Raw genomic sequence first — 15,857 nt, 5'->3', positions numbered from 1 at the left:
GATTCGCACTATTTCGTGACGACATTGCCAAAATGCATACCCATTTTTGTGGGGGTGTCAGCTTGCAATGACTCTTCCCAATTAACTGCATTTTTCCCAAATAGTACAATGGCGGTGGAGCCGAGTTTGAATCGGCCCATTTCTTCGCCTTTTTTGATTTCAATATTATTAAGTTCTTTATAGTCCCAAGTGACAATGTTTTTGTTAAAGGGTGTCACTTGCCCAGCCCAGACGGTTTCGATGCTGGCAACAATCATGGCGCCAACTAATATTACTGCCATTGGACCTGCCTCTGTATCAAATAAGCACACGGTGCGTTCATTGCGAGCAAAGACGTTAGGGATTTGTTCCGCTGTTACCTTGTTGACCGAAAATAGCTTCCCAGGTATGTGAATCATTTTTGTTAATTTGCCAGAAAGTGGCATATGTACGCGATGGTAATCTTTAGGGGATAAATAAACGGTGGCGAAAGAGCCGCCTAAAAACAGATTGGATAGTGATGCATCGCCTCCTAGTAGGCTAGTTAAGCTGTAATAGTGACATTTAGCCTGAAACAGCGTGCCATGTTCAATGTTGCCAAGTTGGCTAACGGCCCCATCGGCGGGGCAGGCGATACTATTTTCTTCGTTACAAATAGGGCGTAGTTCGGGGCGGATTGCGCGGGTAAAAAAGTCATTGAAGTTGCGGTATGACAGTGCGTCACTGTTGATGGCTTCGCTCATGTCTACTTGGTATTTTTTTACAAACTGACTGATAAAGGTGTTTTTAACCCAAGTGTTTTCACATTCGGCTATTTTGCCGATAGCACGTGATAGGGTTTTCTGTGGTGTGATGTGTTGTGCAAATGCAAACAGTTGATCTTTAGTCACGTTATTTATCCTGATAGATGAATTTATAGGGTGGTGTGGCTGATTAAAGAAACGATTTTCTTAAGCGTTTTGTAATCATTCTCACTGAATTTTGTTCGTGTTTCTAGCCAAAATATGACCATTTCGTTTGCTGATGTCTGTGTTGAGGCAAGCATAAGGTGGCTGTTTTTATCAATGATTTGGTCTGATTTGTGGGGTAATTCACTGACTATTTTGTCAAGTTTTGCTCCGGCCAAATGGGTGGCTGATGTTTTTTGAGACAATTTTTTAAAAATGCTTGAAGGGGTATTCCATTTAATGGCTTTAATGACTTCTATGTTGTAGCCAGACTGATACAGCGGAGACACTTTATTGTCCGAGTGTCTAAACAGAATGCTGTGTTGGGCGTTGGGGATTGCTTTTAAAATAGTCTTTAACGCTAGGCTGGCTTTTTGCTTTGTCCCCTGATTGTTTGACTTAACTACTGCTCTTCTGAGTTCAGCAAGTGGTGATAGAAGAGCGTTGGGGTTCGTAGGTGGTACGGCTCTTTGGTTGTAAAGATTGGGATCAAGGAGTTGTTGGGCGAGGGATATTTTTCCGCCTTTGTTAAAGAGCTTTGCTGCCTCAGTGCTTGCTAAATGAGCTATTTGGATGATCTCGCCGATGCGGCGGTGCATGATGGTGGCAACAACTCGGTAGAAGAAAGGTAAGTTTTTCGAGTCCCATTTCATACGGTTGGCTTCATGGGCTACTTTATTAGCACAGTATGAAAAAATAAGAGGGTTGTTAGTCAAAATAGTGAGTCTTTTATCTTCGGTAAAGCCCGGCAATTCATCTGGGTGGTGTGCTAAGTGGGCAAGTGTTTGTAGTTCTTTTGCGTTCGGTATGTGTTTGGTTAAAAATGATTCAATGACTTTGTTGGGGGTGTGCCAATGAGTGCAGAGGTGTACGGTAAGTTCATCAATGCGGCACCCTAAGGTGTTAAGTTCGGCTTGACTGGCTTTTTCCCCTCGTTGAATTTTTTGTTCTATTACAGTCATGGTTGGATAGGCATAAAACCACAATAGCCATCTGGCGGCATCGCGAAATAATGTGATCCAAAAAATATCATCTTCGTGGCTGGTCAGTTTTTCTATCGCCCAACGCCTAGCAATGGTTGCGGCTTCATAGCTGATTTGTATTTCGCTTAAAAAAGCGATTAACGGCGCTGGCTTTTCTTTCGCATTAAGATTGTAAGGAGCAAATTGTGGGAGTAATTTTTCTATGCCATTCATTCCGACCATGGCAGCAGCATGAAAGGGTGTTTTTATTTCGCTATTCTTATTTGGTACGATGCGATTTGCTTCATTCAGGATAGCAAAAGCCAACAGTGGGTCTGATGCTATGTTGGCTTGTATTCCATCCAATGTGTCTTCTGTTCGTTTGATTTGAGTTTTGAGACGAGCGAGGCTAACTGCTTGAACAGGAAATTTTTTGTTTTTCAGAAAATGTAGCCATTCATTTAGGCCAGAAGGTGACTTGTCTATCATAGCTGGTTACATTAGTGGCTCTTGTTAATGTGTGTTTAACGCGCTCTTATGTTTTTGATCTCATCAATCATACTGTATATTGAGTTGAGAGAATACTTTGTCAGTATTAAGGAATAAAATATGTTTGCATTAGCTGGCGTGTTAGTGGTGATTGTTAGTGTGGTGTTTGGCTATTTGGCATCACATGGAAAAATGCTGGCTTTATGGCAGCCTTTTGAGGTGATTATTATTTGTGGGGCTGCGTTGGGTGCTTTTATGATGGCCAATCCATTTGTTGTGCAGAAAAAAGTATTGGTCATGTTGCCTCAGGTATTCTCAGGGAGTCGACATAATAAGCGATTCTATACGCAGTTGCTGGGGTTGATGTATTGCCTGTTTCAAAAAAGTCGTCAAAATGGTTTTTTGGCAATTGAAGAAGACATTGAGTCACCTTTTACGAGTGAACTATTTAATCGTTTTCCGGACGTTATTCGCGATCATGAAGTGGTCAATTTTTTAACGGATAACTACCGTATTTTTACATTAACCGGCTTGCCAGCTTATGAGATCGAGGCAATTATGGATAATGAGATAGAGCAAATTCAGGAAGAGCTGGTTGCCCCGAGTCATGCGTTAAATCGGGTGGCGGAAGCCTTACCTGGATTCGGTATTGTTGCCGCTGTATTGGGTATCGTTATCACTATGGGGGCGATTGGTGGCCCGTTAGAAGAAATTGGTACTCATGTTGCTGCTGCGCTGGTAGGGACGTTCTTGGGTATCTTTTTGGGCTATGGTTTTGTCGGACCAGCCGCTACTCATTTAGAAAATCTTGGTACTCATGAATTGAAGGCGTATTTATGTATCAAAGCGTGTCTGAATTCGATTGTATCCGGTTATGCACCGCCTGTAGCGGTGGAGACTGGGCGTAAATTGCTACCGCCAGATATGCGTCCTAGTTTTATTGAATTAGCAGATGATCTTAAGCAGTACCGTTAATATGGACTACGGCACAGAGGAGAATAATTGATGGCCTTAGGTTCTAACGGATTGGTGATTCGGCGCGTTAAGAAAATAAAAAAAGGCGGACGTCATAGTGGTGCCTGGAAAATTGCTTTGGCCGATTTTGCTTTGGCAATGATGGCGCTTTTTTTGGTGTTGTGGATATTGAGTGTGGCTTCGCCAGAAGAATTGGCAAGTATCGAGGGATATTTTCAAGATCCTACAGGGGCTTCTACGGCGGGTTTTAGTGCTAATCCGATTGATTTGGGGGGAGTCCGGCAAAGAGTTCTGAGAGAAAATTGGATCTGCAATTGCCTGAGTCAGGGAGTGCGGATGTGACAACGAGAGATACGCAGATGGGGAATGGTCCTGACACTGCTGAGTCCAAAAGCCTTAACAATATGGTGCAAGAAGAGCTAGGGAAGATGAATGTCTTGCTTTCTCAACAGCAAAATATGCGCATTGAAATTACGCCGCTTGGCGTTCGAATTACATTATTAGATGACCCGAATAAGCCGATGTTTGAGCGTGGTAGTGCTCGTATGATGCCAGATATTGAGAATACGCTTTTAACAATGGCTCCGATTTTTAATAAAATCACTAATCCTATCGTGATTACTGGGCACACAGACTCTTCTAAATTTAATGATACCGGTAGTTTGGATAACTGGGATTTGTCTGCCATGAGGGCGAACGCAGCACGCCATATTTTAGAAGAAGGTGGGGTTGACGATAAGCGAATTGCTCAGGTGATCGGTTTATCTGATACCATACCTTATAATCGATTTGAGACTGATAGTGCTCAAAATCGACGTATTAGTATTACCTTGTTAACGGATGATGCGTACAAAAAATTGCTGGATCAGAATCGCCGCAATTTTGGCAACCCTGTCCAGCAATCAGATTTGAAAATCACACCTGAAACGGTGTTTTAAAAGGCTTGGTTTTCTCGAATAGACTGTTTTATCCGTAAAAAGCTTTGGAAGCGGTGTTCTGTGATTTTGCCTTCTGCTAAGGCTCCAAGAATGGCGCATCCAGGTTCTTTCTCATGGGCACAATCGCGAAAACGACAGTAACCAATGTGTGGCCGAAACTCTATAAAGCCATTTAATAGCTCTTCTTCAGAAATATGCCATAAGCCAAATTCACGTATACCTGGTGAGTCAATAAGATCGCCGCCTTTCGGCATATGGAACAGTCTGGCTGTGGTAGTGGTGTGTACGCCTTTTTTGCGTTTTTGAGATAACTCGCCCACACTGATGTCAATACTTGGTAGTAAAGTGCCTATAAGAGAGGATTTCCCTACACCGGATTGGCCAACAAAGACGCTGGTTTTGTCCTGCAGGAAGTTATAGAGCGCTTCCATGCCTGCCTGGTTTTTAATCGAGGTTCTGATGATCTTATAATTAAGATCTTCGTAGGTTTTAATCAGAGTGTCTAATTCTTCTTTGTTACTGTCGTCGATCAAGTCGCACTTATTGAGCAATATGACTGGAGGTATGCCAACGGTTTCTGCAGCCACTAGATAGCGGTCAATTAAGTTGGCATGTGCAACAGGCTCTGCAGCAATAACGACGATGATATGATCTATGTTGGCTGCAACGGGTTTTATTCTGCCGTGCATGTCTGGGCGAGATAGAGATGTATTTCTTGGTGTTGTTGCTACGACTACGCCACCTTCATTTTGTTTAGGGCGCCAAATGACTTTGTCACCTGTCACAAGCTGGCCTAAGTTGGCACGTAAATTACAACGTGTAGAGATGCCAATAAACGGTTCTTGAGTGCCTTCAACTTCTACTTGTGTGCCAAAGTGAGAAATGATGATGCCTTCTGTCTCGGGGCCGAGATCAGAGGATTGTAAAAGTTCTTCGGCGATATCTCCTCGTTTCTGAGTGCGTTCAACGCGCTCTTTATGAATTCTTTCGATTCGCCAAGTTTGTTGTTTAGTAAGTTTTCGCTTCGACATTAGATTCGTCTGGTCATAAAGTAAGGCGCATAGAGTATAATGCTTGGCATTGATAATAAAGGACTTGGAAGATTATGAGCTTAAATGAAGAGAATTTAGTGTGGATCGATCTTGAAATGACAGGATTAGACCCAGAAACCGATACCATTATTGAAATTGCGACGGTGGTAACTGACAAACATTTGAATGTTTTGGCTAAAGGGCCGAATCTTGTGGTTCACCAAGAGAAGGCCGTGATGGATGCGATGGATGAGTGGTGTACGAAACATCATGGAAATTCAGGGTTAACAGCAAAAGTGTTAGCATCAACAATTAGTATGGCGCAGGCGGAAGAAGAGACGATTAAGTTTTTGGCGCAATATGTTCCGGCAGGAAAATCGCCTATTTGTGGAAATAGTGTTGGCCAAGATCGTCGTTTTTTGTATCGCTACATGCCTAAATTGGAAGCGTTTTTCCATTATCGTTATTTGGACGTGAGTACGGTTAAAGAGTTGGCGAAACGCTGGAAGCCAGAAGCGCTGGATGGTTTTAGTAAAGCTGGTTCGCATTTGGCTTTGGATGATATTTTAGAGTCTATCGGTGAATTGAAACACTACCGTAAAACCATGTTTGGCTTGGACGATTAGGGCGGCCGTCCTTTAGTCAACGGTTAATTAACCTCTATAACGTTAGCGGACTTGTTGTCCGCTAATTTAGTCCGGAGATGCCATCCCATATCAGTTTTAACCCGGTTAAAAAAAGACAGCTATACATGGCTTTGAAGAACAGCGCTGTGGATATTTTATAGTGCAGCCATGCGCCAAGTTGTACCCCTAAAAAGGCGATAGGGGTGAAGCTAAGCGACAGCAGTATGTTTGATGTGTTGAGCTGTCCTAACATGCCATAGGGTATTAGTTTTACGTAATTGATGGCGGTAAAAATAACCGCAGCGGTGGCAACGTATTGGGTTTTATCTAGATTGGCTCTCAGCAAATATACGCTCATTGGTGGTCCGCCAGCATGGGCGATAAAGCTAGTGAATCCACCCAAGGCACACCACAGTTTTCCCGCTATGGCGCTAAGTGGTTTTCGTGTTGTGTTGGTGTTTTTTCTTGGCCATGAGTTCAGTGTAAAGCCTACTGCAATGACTCCGACCATGATTTTTAACCACTCTGTCGAGAACCAAGATGCGGTTAAGCCGCCAATAATCACGCCAACTATTGCCGCTGGAATGCATTTCAAGAGTTGTTCTGCGTTCCATTTTTTCCAGAACTTTTGCACGGTAAATATGTCCATGATACAGAGAATGGGCAGCATGATGGCGGCAGCAAGCGTTGGTGAGGTTTGCAGAGATATAAGTGGTACGGCAAGGATGCCAAATGCACCAGAAAATCCCCCTTTCGAAACACCAGTGATAAACACGGCAATACCAATCAGTGAGATGAGCAACCAATCCATAGGTATCCTTGTTAGTAGGGGATGTGTGTGAATGATAAAGTCTTGTTTACTAATTATGCGCCATTGATACTTGTTTCAAAAGACTTGTGTATTAGAATTGCCGTTATTGTTTTGGTTTGCCTGTATGTTGAAGTGAGAAGGGCTAGTTGGTGATGCGAATAGAAAAAGAGATTTATGGTGAAGAGGCGATGGAGGGCTTGGGTGCGATTGTTTCTTCCGCGCTAAAAGAAGGGGGTGTCGTCTATCTAGAGGGTGATTTAGGTATGGGCAAAACGACGCTAGTAAGGGGGATATTACGCGGTTTGGGGTATCAAGGGCCTGTAAAGAGTCCAACCTATACCATCGTTGAGCCGTATGAGTTTATGGGTCTGGAGGCTTATCATTTTGACCTTTATCGGGTTGGGAATGCCGAAGAGCTTGAGTTTATGGGGATTCGTGATTATTTCACTGTTGGCAGCTTATGCTTGATAGAGTGGGCTGAAATGGGGCGTGGGGTGCTTCCTGAGGCTGATCTGGTCATTTCTTTGGGATTGATCCGGCATGGACGTCATGTTTCTTTTATTGCGCAATCAGAAAAGGGGAATGTGGCGTTAAATGCACTAGCAAAGGTCATAACTTCTTGATGTATAGATGTCTTTACTATAAGTAAGATTGAGATCCACTTAATCAGCGGTTATAGTGTGACAGATATACTAGCTAGCTGTCTGATATGCATACTAAATTTCAAATTTGTCTTTTTGTTTTTATTAATTTAATCCTGTCTGTCGCATGTTTAGATGTGTTTGCGGCAGAGGTTCGAGATATTCGTGTTGCCCAACAGGAAGGGGTGACGCGTTTGGTCTTTGAGCTTTCTGAGCTTTCTGAGCATCGGATTTTTCCTCTTTCAAATCCAGAGAGGGTGGTCTTAGATGTGAGTGGCGTTAATCTAGAAGCGTCTGTGGTTGATGGGTTGTCAGCCTTGTCTTCAGATGTGTTGATGCGCGTTCGCTACGCTAAGCGTGATAATGGTGTGCGATTTGTGCTTGATTTGGCGCAAGCCGCTAAGGCCAAAAGCACCGTGCTGGCCGCCAATGGCACCTATGGTCCTCGTATATTAGTCGAGCTTGAGTACGGTGTTCGAAAGCCTGCCACTGTCGTCAAAAGCTTGGCGAATTTGTCGAAAGAGAAGCGTGACATTGTGATTGCGATTGATCCGGGGCACGGTGGAAAGGATCCTGGTGCTTTGGGGCAGCACAATGTTCGTGAAAAAGATATTGTGTTGTCTATTGGTAAAGAGTTGGCAAGCCGAATTAACGCCGTAGAAGGCTTTAAAGCTGTTTTGACTCGGTCTACCGACACTTATCTTCAGTTGCGTGATCGTTCTCGAGTGGCGCGTGAAGCCAATGCTGATTTATTAATTTCAATACACGCTGATGCGTTTACCAAGGCAAGTGCTCGTGGCGCTTCAGTGTGGGCGCTCTCGTTAAGTGGTAAAACGTCTGAAATGGGTCGATGGCTAGCTCAACAAGAAAATTCTGCTGACTTAGTTGGCGGTATTTCGCTTGATGATAAGGATCAGTTGTTGGCAGAGGTGTTGCTTGATATGTCTATGAACTCCACCATTCAAATGAGTTTGAATGTGGGTGACAGTGTTTTGGGAGAAATGAAGAATGTGGCTGTCTTGCATAAGGACAGTGTTCAGCAAGCAGGCTTTGTGGTTTTAAAGTCACCTGATATTCCATCTATCTTGATTGAAACAGGTTTTGTTTCCAATAGTACTGAAGCGAAAAACTTATCAAGTAAGACTTATCGTGTAAAGCTCGCAGCTTCAATAGCCAAAGGCGTGATTGGGTATTTCACTAAGAATGCCCCAGACGGCTCTCTGGTTGCATGGAAGCAAAATAAGCATACAGATCGTGTTTATACGGTTGGTAAAGGGGATACCTTGTCTGAAATCGCACGTCGCAACCAAGTTTCCTTGCCTGTTTTGCGTCAAGCCAATAATCTCAATAATGATGTTATTTGGATTGGTCAGAAACTTGTTATTCCTGCCGGATAACGCCATATTTAAACCCCTTGTGTCGGAAGGGGTTGTCATTTTTGAAGGTCGTTCATGCAAAGAATTAATCTTTTATCGCCACGTCTAGCCAACCAAATTGCTGCGGGAGAGGTGGTTGAACGACCCGCTTCCGTCGTAAAGGAGTTGCTTGAAAACAGTCTTGATGCTGGCGCCTCTCAGCTTGACATTGATGTTGAGCAGGGGGGCGTTAGGTGTATAAAAATACGAGATAATGGCTCTGGCATTATGAAAGAGGATCTTTCGTTGGCCTTGAGTCGTCATGCGACAAGCAAAATTGTCACCTTGGATGACTTGGAAGCGGTGCGTACTCTCGGTTTTCGTGGTGAAGCATTGGCCAGTATTAGCTCTGTGTCTAGGATGCACCTTACGTCTCGAGCCGAAAATGAACAAGAAGCTTGGCGTGTTGAGGCGGAAGGAAAAGACATGGCTACAGCGGTTCGTCCTGCGTCTCATCCTCAGGGTACGACCATTGAAGTACGAGATTTGTTTTTTAATACCCCTGCCCGTCGTAAATTCTTGCGTACTGAAAAAACGGAGTTCGCCCACTTAGAAGAAGTGGTTAAGCGACTGGCATTGAGTCGTTACGAAACGGGTTTTCGTTTAAGTCACAATGGCAAGCAGGTTTATGATCTTCGGCCCGTAACCGATCAGCTCCATGCTGAGCATAGACTCGCCACCTTGCTGGGGAAAAAGTTTATAGAAAACGCTTTGACGCTTGATGTTGAAGCGGCGGGGTTGCGTCTGTGGGGGTGGATTGGTCTACCGACATTCTCTAGGTCTCAGGCGGATCTGCAGTATTTCTTTGTGAATGGCCGTGTGGTTAAAGATAAGTTGGTGGCTCATGCTGTGCGCCAGGCTTATCGCGATGTTTTATATAACGGTCGGCACCCTACGTTTGTTTTGTACCTTGAGTTAGATCCTTCTACCGTGGATGTGAACGTGCATCCTACTAAGCACGAAGTGCGTTTTCGCGATGGGCGCTTAGTGCATGATTTTTTATTCAGTCGAATTCATAAGGCAATCGCGGATGTTCGGCCAGAGTCTGATGCTGCTCCTACCGGTATGAATGACCCCGTAGGGAGTGGTGAAGGTGCGCGCGCAGTGGATATTACTGAGCAATCGGCTTTGCCTTTATCTAATCGCGCTACAGCGTCCTCTATGGATTGGATGAGATCAGCGACGAATTCGGTGGCTGCCTCGGAGGTGCGCGGACAGCTTGATGGCATGCGCCGTCTATCGGGTTATGCGCAACAATATGTGTCTTCAACGGAAGTGGTTGACCCTGAAACAGGAGAGGTCAGGGAAGTCGCTCCTTTAAGCGATGTGGGGCAAAATGAGAACCCATTCGAGAGGTCAGAGTCTGATTATCAAACCGTGCCGCCATTAGGCTTTGCCGTGGCACAGTTGCATGGTGTGTACATTCTCTCAGAAAGTGAGCAAGGGCTTATTTTGGTGGATATGCATGCAGCTCATGAGCGCATTGTGTATGAGCGTATGAAGGCGGCTTTTTATCAAAAAAACATTTCATCTCAACCCCTTTTAGTTCCCATTAATATTGCTGTGTCGCAAAGTGAGGCAGATCTTGTTGAGGAAAGTGGTGAGGTGTTTGGTGCGTTTGGGTTCTGTGTAGAAAGAACAGGATTAGAAAGTGTTATGGTGCGTGAAGTCCCCGTTATACTTATACGGGGTGATGTGGAAGGTCTAGTGCGTGACGTCATCAGTGATTTGTCGGCGAACGGCGTCTCTGATTTGTTGGCGTCACGGGCAAATGAGTTGATGGCGTCAATGGCTTGTCATGGTGCAGTGCGTGCGAATCGTAAGTTAACCATTGCAGAAATGAACAGTCTTCTTCGTGATATGGAAGTCACTGAGCGGAGCGGGCAGTGTAACCATGGTAGGCCAACTTGGGCGCATTTGAGTATGTCTGATTTAGATAAACTCTTTTTGAGGGGGCGTTAATATGGCAAAGCCACATGTAGTTTGCTTGATGGGGCCGACGGCTTCAGGGAAGACTGGGTTGGCAGTTGAGCTTGCCCAGCACCATGATTTTGAAATTATTAGTGTGGATTCGGCGCTTGTGTACAAGGGTATGGACATAGGAACCGCAAAGCCAGATGCCGCTTTGTTGGTAAAGGCGCCACATAGACTGATTGATATTATCGATCCTGTTGAATCCTATTCGGCTGCCGATTTTGTTTTGGATGCCGTCGAGCACGCACAAGACATTTTGTCTAAAGGGAAAACCCCGCTTTTGGTGGGGGGGACCATGATGTATTTTAATGCATTGCAAAAAGGTTTGGCTGAAATGCCTAATGCAAATGCTGAAATGCGCGCTATGATTGAAGAGGAAGCATCTGAAAAAGGCTGGTCGTCATTGCATGAAGAGTTACAAAAGGTTGACCCTGAAGCGGCTTTGCGTATACATCCCAATGATCCACAGCGTTTGCAAAGGGCGATTGAGGTGTTTCGATTGACAGGAAAGTCTATGACTCAGCTTTGGGCGGAGCAGGAGTCTGTGTCTTTGCCGTTTGAGATGATTAATTTGGCCGTTATGCCGAAAGAGCGCAGTGTTTTACATCAACGTATCGAACAGCGCTTTTACGATATGATGGATCAAGGTTTTTTGGCTGAAGTGGAAGGGTTTTATCGACGTGGCGATTTGTCTATTGAGATGCCTTCTATGCGTTGTGTCGGTTATCGGCAATTATGGCAATATTTAAACGGTGACGATTTGCTAGATGATGCTATCTTTAAAGGTATCGTCGCCTCACGTCAACTGGCTAAGAGACAGCTTACTTGGCTGAGAGGGTGGGAGGATTTGATGATTTTTGACAGTTTGTCAAAAGATCTTGTGCCTGATGCCTTGAATTACATCGAAAGCAGGATTATATAGGGGAAATAGATAAAAAATTGGTGTAGTATCTACGGTATTGTTTTATCAATATTTAATTTAATTTTTTGCGCTTAACTTAAGGAGATTCCAATGTCAAAAGGGCAATCATTACAAGACCCTTATCTAAATATTCTACGCAAAGAAAGAGTGCCAGTGTCTATCTTTCTTGTAAATGGAATTAAACTTCAAGGTCAAATCGAATCATTCGATCAGTTTGTGATTCTGTTGAAAAATACCGTCAGTCAAATGGTTTATAAACACGCCATTTCTACGGTAGTACCTTCTCGTACTATCCGCGTCCCGTCTCCTGATCAGCCGGAAGATGCTGCTGAATAGCTTGTCTTTCACAGGGCAAGCAGAGGAATACCAGATTGTTTTTTGAACGTCCCGATAGTGGTGAAATAGCTGTATTGGTCCATATAGATTTTCGTGATCAAAGTGAATCTTATGGACCTGAAGAGTTTGTTGAGCTTGCTATTTCGGCTGGCGCAGATCCCGTTGCGGTTGTAACGGGATCTCGTCAGCGTCCTGATGCTAAGTACTATATTGGTACTGGCAAGCTAGCTGAAATAAAAGACATTGTTGATCGTGAAGGTGCGCAGGTCGTTCTTTTCGATCATGCTTTGTCTCCTTCCCAAGAGCGCAATTTAGAAAGTGTTTTTCAATGTCGTGTGCTTGATCGCACAGGTTTAATTCTTGATATATTCGCACAACGTGCACGCACCCATGAAGGTAAGTTGCAAGTTGAGTTAGCTCAGCTTCAACATATGTCAACTCGTCTTATTCGAGGTTGGACGCACTTGGAACGCCAAAAAGGCGGGATAGGTATGCGTGGGCCTGGTGAGACGCAGCTTGAAACTGACCGTCGTTTGTTAAGAGAGCGTATCAAATCTATTCAAAAGCGATTGGAGAAAGTTGAGTCGCAGCGTGACCAAAGTCGTCGGTCCAGAGATCGATCTGCAGTGCCAACGGTTTCTTTGGTTGGCTATACAAACGCAGGTAAGTCGACTTTGTTTAATCGAGCAACAGGGGCGGATGTGTATGCCGCAGATCAGTTGTTCGCGACATTGGATCCGACTTTAAGACGTCTCGACCTTGAGCAGATTGGCTCTATTGTCTTGGCGGATACGGTTGGGTTTATTCGTCAGTTGCCGCACCGCTTGATCAAAGCCTTTCAAGCGACCTTAAAAGAGTCGTCTGAGGCAGACTTGCTTTTGCACGTCGTTGACGCTGCTGACATTTCTCGTGATGAGAATATGGCGCACGTTGATTCTGTGTTAAAAGAAATTGGTGCTGATGAAGTGCCGATGTTAAAAGTATTTAATAAAATAGATGCTTTGGCAGATACGGAACCTCGAATTGATAGAGACGCTGACGGGAACCCTTTCCGAGTTTGGTTGTCTGCTCGTGATGGTCAAGGTGTTGATTTGCTGAAACAAGCCATTGCTGAACTGTTGGCTGAGGACGTTTTTAGCGAAACGCTTTATTTGTCCAGTAAGTATGGTCGTATCAGAGCAATGTTGTTTGAGCATGGGGCGGTCAGGTCGGAGTATTTTGATGAAACGGGTCGATTTGTTCTTGATGTGAAGCTGCCGAAAAAAGACTATTTACAGATTTTGGCTCGCGCAGGTATGTCTGAGGATCAGATAGAAACTGCATGAGTCGCACAGGGTTATCATTAAAATAAAGTGGAGACGTAGTATGGCCTGGAATGAACCGGGTAATAACGACAATGACCCATGGAATCCAGATAAGAACCGTAATAATGGTGCTGGGCGTCCGGACGGAGGTCGTGAGAAAGACGCCGATAATGATCCTTGGGGTCGTAAACCGACTGGAGGTAAAGATCAAAGTCCTCCAGATTTGGATGAGGCCTTCCGTAAACTGATGGATATGTTGGGGGTTAAAAAATCCCGCAAATCTGGCGGTTCTAACGGTGGTGATTCCGGCATGTCTGGCAAATTTGGTGGCAGTTTAATTGCAATTATTTTGTTGGCGTTGCTTGCCTTGTGGGCGGCAACAGGCGTGTATCAGGTGGATCAACAAGAGCGAGGTGTCGTGCTTCGTTTAGGTAAGTATCATTCTACGGTTATGCCTGGGTTGCATTGGAATCCACCAATGATTGACTCTGTCAGTAAAGTGAATGTTACAAAAGTTCGTTCTCATGATCATAAAGCACTCATGCTAACGGTTGATGACGCTATTGTTGAGGTAGGTGTTTCGGTTCAGTACTCAGTACAGGATCCGAAGGATTTCTTGATCAACGTACGTAATCCTGAAGAATCACTTGCTCAAATAACAGAAAGCGCGCTTCGTCATGTTGTCGGCAGTTCTGAGATGGATCAAATTCTAACGCAAGGTCGAGAATTGCTTGCGGAAGAGGTGAAAGTAAGAATTCAGGATTACAGCACGGCATACGGTACTGGTGTGTTGATTTCGAAAGTGAACGTGGAAAATACTCAGGCACCAACTCAGGTGCAGGAAGCGTTTGATGACGTTATCAAGGCGAAAGAAGATGAGTTGCGTGTGCGAAATGAAGCTGAGTCTTATGCGAATGGTATCATTCCAGAAGCTCGTGGTCGTGCGCAGCGTATTCGTGAAGAAGCTGAAGCTTACCGCTCTGAGATCGTTGCTCGTGCAAGTGGTCAGGCAGATCGTTTTGATCGCTTGTACCGTGAGTACACGAAAGCACCAGATGTAACGCGTCGCCGTCTGTATATTGAAACGATGGAAACAGTTTATAAAGATGTGAATAAGGTTGTTGTTGACACTGAGGGTGGAAATAACATGATGTATTTGCCTTTGGATCAGCTTATGAAGCAGCGTGCTGAATCATCTACAGGTACTGGCTCTATGAGGCTCCGGAAATATTGGAGCGTTAACTGATCAGGTGCTTGATGAGATACGTAAGCGCCAAAGTGCAACCATTCGTAGAGAGGGCAGAAACTAATGAAAGGCTTTTCTTTTTCAGTTTTATTTGTTGTTCTTCTCGGTGTGTTGATTGCTTCTCAGACGCTTTTTGTTGTCAAAGAAACAGAGCGTGCGGTTGTGCTTAAGTTTGGTGAGATTGTTCGGGAAGATGTTCAGCCTGGCCTTCACTTTAAGCTTCCGATTATGAATGAAGTTAAGAAGTTTGATGCACGAATTCTAACGATGGACTCTCGTCCTCAGCGTTATTTAACGCTAGAGAAGAAAGCTGTTATTGTGGATTCTTACGTTAAATGGAAAATTGATTCTGTTGCGAAGTTTTATCAAGCGACATCTGGCGATGAGTTTGTTGCGAACCGAGTGTTGTCTTCTCGTGTGGATACCGGGTTGAGAAATAAGTTTGGTGAGCGAACCATGCATGAGGTGGTTTCTGGTCAGCGAGATCAGTTGATGACCGAGTTGCGTGATGATTTAAATCGAGTTGCTCAGAATGAGTTGGGGATTTCTATCGTTGACATTCGTGTTAAACGAATCGATTTGCCGCCTGATGTTAGTGAATCTGTTTACCAGCGTATGAGAACGGAGCGTGAGCGTGAAGCTCGTGAGCACAGATCGAAAGGTTTGGAGCTGGCTGAAGGGATACGTGCGGACGCTGATCGTCAGCAGGTCGTTCTTGAGGCGGAAGCGCAACGTGATGCAGAAATGATACGCGGTGATGGTGATGCTAAAGCGGCCGCTATCTATTCAAAAGTGTATACGCAGGATCCAGAATTCTATGAATTTTATCGTAGTCTTCAGGCGTATCGCGAAAGCTTCAGCGGTAGCAGTGATTTGTTTGTACTTGAACCAGATAGCGAATTCTTCAAATATTTGAATAGTTCGACTCGTGGCGGTACGAAATAGCATCTATATTCGTCAATAATCGTACGTGAAGCCTATTTGTTAAAATGGGAAACATGGTACTATTACACAAACCGGGCCAAGCCCGGTTTTTTAATGGTCAAAATAAAGAGAATCTATGCAGGAATTGTTGCAGTCGCTGCTGGTTGGCGTCAGCCTTTTATTGATCGCCGAGGGTGTTTTACCTTTTCTGGCTCCCAATGTGTGGAGAGAAATAATGGTAAAAGCAATCGCGAGCTCAGATTTGAATTTGCGCATTCTGGGGGCGGTTAGTATGTTTCTTGGATTAATGCTTCTTTTGCTGACACGAAGCTAAGAG

At 44.4% G+C, this 15,857-nt stretch carries 16 protein-coding genes and 1 pseudogene; 13 read left to right on the top strand and 4 right to left on the bottom strand.

The genetic code is table 11. The features are described from left to right. Positions 1-8: 8 nt before the first annotated feature. Positions 9-869, bottom strand: a complete 861-nt coding sequence (gene asd / locus AC0L6V_RS07230; RefSeq protein ID WP_265220847.1) for an archaetidylserine decarboxylase — start codon at positions 867-869, stop codon at positions 9-11. A gap of 23 nt (positions 870-892) precedes the next feature. Next, positions 893-2,377: an HDOD domain-containing protein gene (locus AC0L6V_RS07225; RefSeq protein WP_265220848.1), complete on the bottom strand. Its 1,485-nt coding sequence runs from the start codon at positions 2,375-2,377 to the stop codon at positions 893-895. A 120-nt stretch (positions 2,378-2,497) separates the two neighbouring features. Between AC0L6V_RS07225 and motA the strand changes: the two genes are divergently transcribed. From motA to AC0L6V_RS07210, 3 genes are read left to right on the top strand one after another with little or no spacing between them, the layout of a single operon-like run. Beyond that, positions 2,498-3,352: a flagellar motor stator protein MotA gene (motA, locus tag AC0L6V_RS07220; RefSeq protein WP_265220849.1), complete on the top strand. Its 855-nt coding sequence runs from the start codon at positions 2,498-2,500 to the stop codon at positions 3,350-3,352. Between the two features lie 30 nt (positions 3,353-3,382). Beyond that, on the top strand, positions 3,383-3,694 hold the full coding sequence (locus AC0L6V_RS07215) for a flagellar motor protein MotB (protein ID WP_265220850.1): 312 nt from the start codon (positions 3,383-3,385) through the stop codon (positions 3,692-3,694). After that, entirely contained in the window at positions 3,691-4,290 is a 600-nt protein-coding gene (locus tag AC0L6V_RS07210; RefSeq protein ID WP_265220851.1) for an OmpA/MotB family protein, read from the top strand. The genes AC0L6V_RS07215 and AC0L6V_RS07210 overlap by 4 nt, the downstream gene beginning before the upstream one ends. Here the strand turns inward: AC0L6V_RS07210 and rsgA are convergent. Beyond that, a complete protein-coding gene (gene rsgA, locus AC0L6V_RS07205) occupies positions 4,287-5,321 on the bottom strand; it encodes a small ribosomal subunit biogenesis GTPase RsgA (RefSeq protein ID WP_265220852.1) in 1,035 nt (344 codons plus the stop codon). The genes AC0L6V_RS07210 and rsgA overlap by 4 nt on opposite strands. 74 nt (positions 5,322-5,395) lie before the next feature. Between rsgA and orn the strand changes: the two genes are divergently transcribed. After that, the gene (orn, locus tag AC0L6V_RS07200) at positions 5,396-5,947 is read left to right on the top strand and encodes an oligoribonuclease (RefSeq protein ID WP_265220853.1); all 552 of its coding nucleotides are present in this window, start codon (positions 5,396-5,398) and stop codon (positions 5,945-5,947) included. A 61-nt stretch (positions 5,948-6,008) separates the two neighbouring features. Here orn and AC0L6V_RS07195 read toward each other — a convergent pair whose 3' ends face one another. Then, a complete protein-coding gene (locus tag AC0L6V_RS07195; RefSeq protein ID WP_409419598.1) occupies positions 6,009-6,758 on the bottom strand; it encodes a sulfite exporter TauE/SafE family protein in 750 nt (249 codons plus the stop codon). A gap of 152 nt (positions 6,759-6,910) precedes the next feature. Here AC0L6V_RS07195 and tsaE point away from each other — a divergent pair, with 152 nt between their 5' ends. The 9 genes and pseudogenes from tsaE to AC0L6V_RS07150 all read left to right on the top strand — a co-directional run bounded on the left by tsaE (position 6,911) and on the right by AC0L6V_RS07150 (position 15,854). Continuing rightward, complete coding sequence (gene tsaE / locus AC0L6V_RS07190; RefSeq protein ID WP_265221150.1) at positions 6,911-7,381, top strand: tRNA (adenosine(37)-N6)-threonylcarbamoyltransferase complex ATPase subunit type 1 TsaE; 471 nt, start codon at positions 6,911-6,913, stop codon at positions 7,379-7,381. 86 nt (positions 7,382-7,467) lie between these two features. Next, positions 7,468-8,796: an N-acetylmuramoyl-L-alanine amidase gene (locus tag AC0L6V_RS07185; protein WP_265220855.1), complete on the top strand. Its 1,329-nt coding sequence runs from the start codon at positions 7,468-7,470 to the stop codon at positions 8,794-8,796. A gap of 54 nt (positions 8,797-8,850) precedes the next feature. Then, positions 8,851-10,776 (top strand): DNA mismatch repair endonuclease MutL, encoded by a 1,926-nt coding sequence (gene mutL, locus AC0L6V_RS07180; protein WP_409419597.1) that lies wholly within the window; start codon positions 8,851-8,853, stop codon positions 10,774-10,776. Between the two features lies 1 nt (position 10,777). After that, the gene (gene miaA, locus AC0L6V_RS07175) at positions 10,778-11,710 is read left to right on the top strand and encodes a tRNA (adenosine(37)-N6)-dimethylallyltransferase MiaA (RefSeq protein WP_265220856.1); all 933 of its coding nucleotides are present in this window, start codon (positions 10,778-10,780) and stop codon (positions 11,708-11,710) included. A gap of 90 nt (positions 11,711-11,800) precedes the next feature. Next, the gene (gene hfq, locus AC0L6V_RS07170; protein WP_111607252.1) at positions 11,801-12,046 is read left to right on the top strand and encodes an RNA chaperone Hfq; all 246 of its coding nucleotides are present in this window, start codon (positions 11,801-11,803) and stop codon (positions 12,044-12,046) included. Between the two features lie 35 nt (positions 12,047-12,081). Then, the gene (gene hflX / locus AC0L6V_RS07165; RefSeq protein ID WP_265220857.1) at positions 12,082-13,371 is read left to right on the top strand and encodes a ribosome rescue GTPase HflX; all 1,290 of its coding nucleotides are present in this window, start codon (positions 12,082-12,084) and stop codon (positions 13,369-13,371) included. Positions 13,372-13,411: 40 nt separating this feature from the next. Beyond that, positions 13,412-14,660, top strand: a pseudogene (gene hflK / locus AC0L6V_RS07160) (FtsH protease activity modulator HflK). After that, positions 14,660-15,541, top strand: a complete 882-nt coding sequence (hflC, locus tag AC0L6V_RS07155; RefSeq protein ID WP_265220859.1) for a protease modulator HflC — start codon at positions 14,660-14,662, stop codon at positions 15,539-15,541. The pseudogene hflK and the gene hflC overlap by 1 nt, the downstream one beginning before the upstream one ends. Positions 15,542-15,656: 115 nt before the next feature. Continuing rightward, complete coding sequence (locus tag AC0L6V_RS07150) at positions 15,657-15,854, top strand: DUF2065 family protein (RefSeq protein ID WP_111607256.1); 198 nt, start codon at positions 15,657-15,659, stop codon at positions 15,852-15,854. Positions 15,855-15,857: the final 3 nt, after the last annotated feature.

Source organism: Marinomonas sp. G8-14 (assembly GCF_055808935.1).
This window is presented reverse-complemented; position numbering and strand designations above follow the sequence as displayed.

Excerpts from the sequence above, each read along its gene's own strand:
- AC0L6V_RS07215 (WP_265220850.1), top strand. The coding sequence starts at position 3,383 with ATGGCCTTAGGTTCTAACGGATTGGTGATTCGGCGCGTTAAGAAAATA.
- orn (WP_265220853.1), top strand. The coding sequence starts at position 5,396 with ATGAGCTTAAATGAAGAGAATTTAGTGTGGATCGATCTTGAAATGACA.
- tsaE (WP_265221150.1), top strand. The coding sequence starts at position 6,911 with ATGCGAATAGAAAAAGAGATTTATGGTGAAGAGGCGATGGAGGGCTTG.
- AC0L6V_RS07150 (WP_111607256.1), top strand. The coding sequence starts at position 15,657 with ATGCAGGAATTGTTGCAGTCGCTGCTGGTTGGCGTCAGCCTTTTATTG.
- hflC (WP_265220859.1), top strand. The coding sequence starts at position 14,660 with ATGAAAGGCTTTTCTTTTTCAGTTTTATTTGTTGTTCTTCTCGGTGTG.
- rsgA (WP_265220852.1), bottom strand. The coding sequence starts at position 5,321 with ATGTCGAAGCGAAAACTTACTAAACAACAAACTTGGCGAATCGAAAGA.
- miaA (WP_265220856.1), top strand. The coding sequence starts at position 10,778 with ATGGCAAAGCCACATGTAGTTTGCTTGATGGGGCCGACGGCTTCAGGG.
- AC0L6V_RS07225 (WP_265220848.1), bottom strand. The coding sequence starts at position 2,377 with ATGATAGACAAGTCACCTTCTGGCCTAAATGAATGGCTACATTTTCTG.
- motA (WP_265220849.1), top strand. The coding sequence starts at position 2,498 with ATGTTTGCATTAGCTGGCGTGTTAGTGGTGATTGTTAGTGTGGTGTTT.
- hfq (WP_111607252.1), top strand. The coding sequence starts at position 11,801 with ATGTCAAAAGGGCAATCATTACAAGACCCTTATCTAAATATTCTACGC.
- mutL (WP_409419597.1), top strand. The coding sequence starts at position 8,851 with ATGCAAAGAATTAATCTTTTATCGCCACGTCTAGCCAACCAAATTGCT.
- AC0L6V_RS07195 (WP_409419598.1), bottom strand. The coding sequence starts at position 6,758 with ATGGATTGGTTGCTCATCTCACTGATTGGTATTGCCGTGTTTATCACT.
- AC0L6V_RS07185 (WP_265220855.1), top strand. The coding sequence starts at position 7,468 with ATGCATACTAAATTTCAAATTTGTCTTTTTGTTTTTATTAATTTAATC.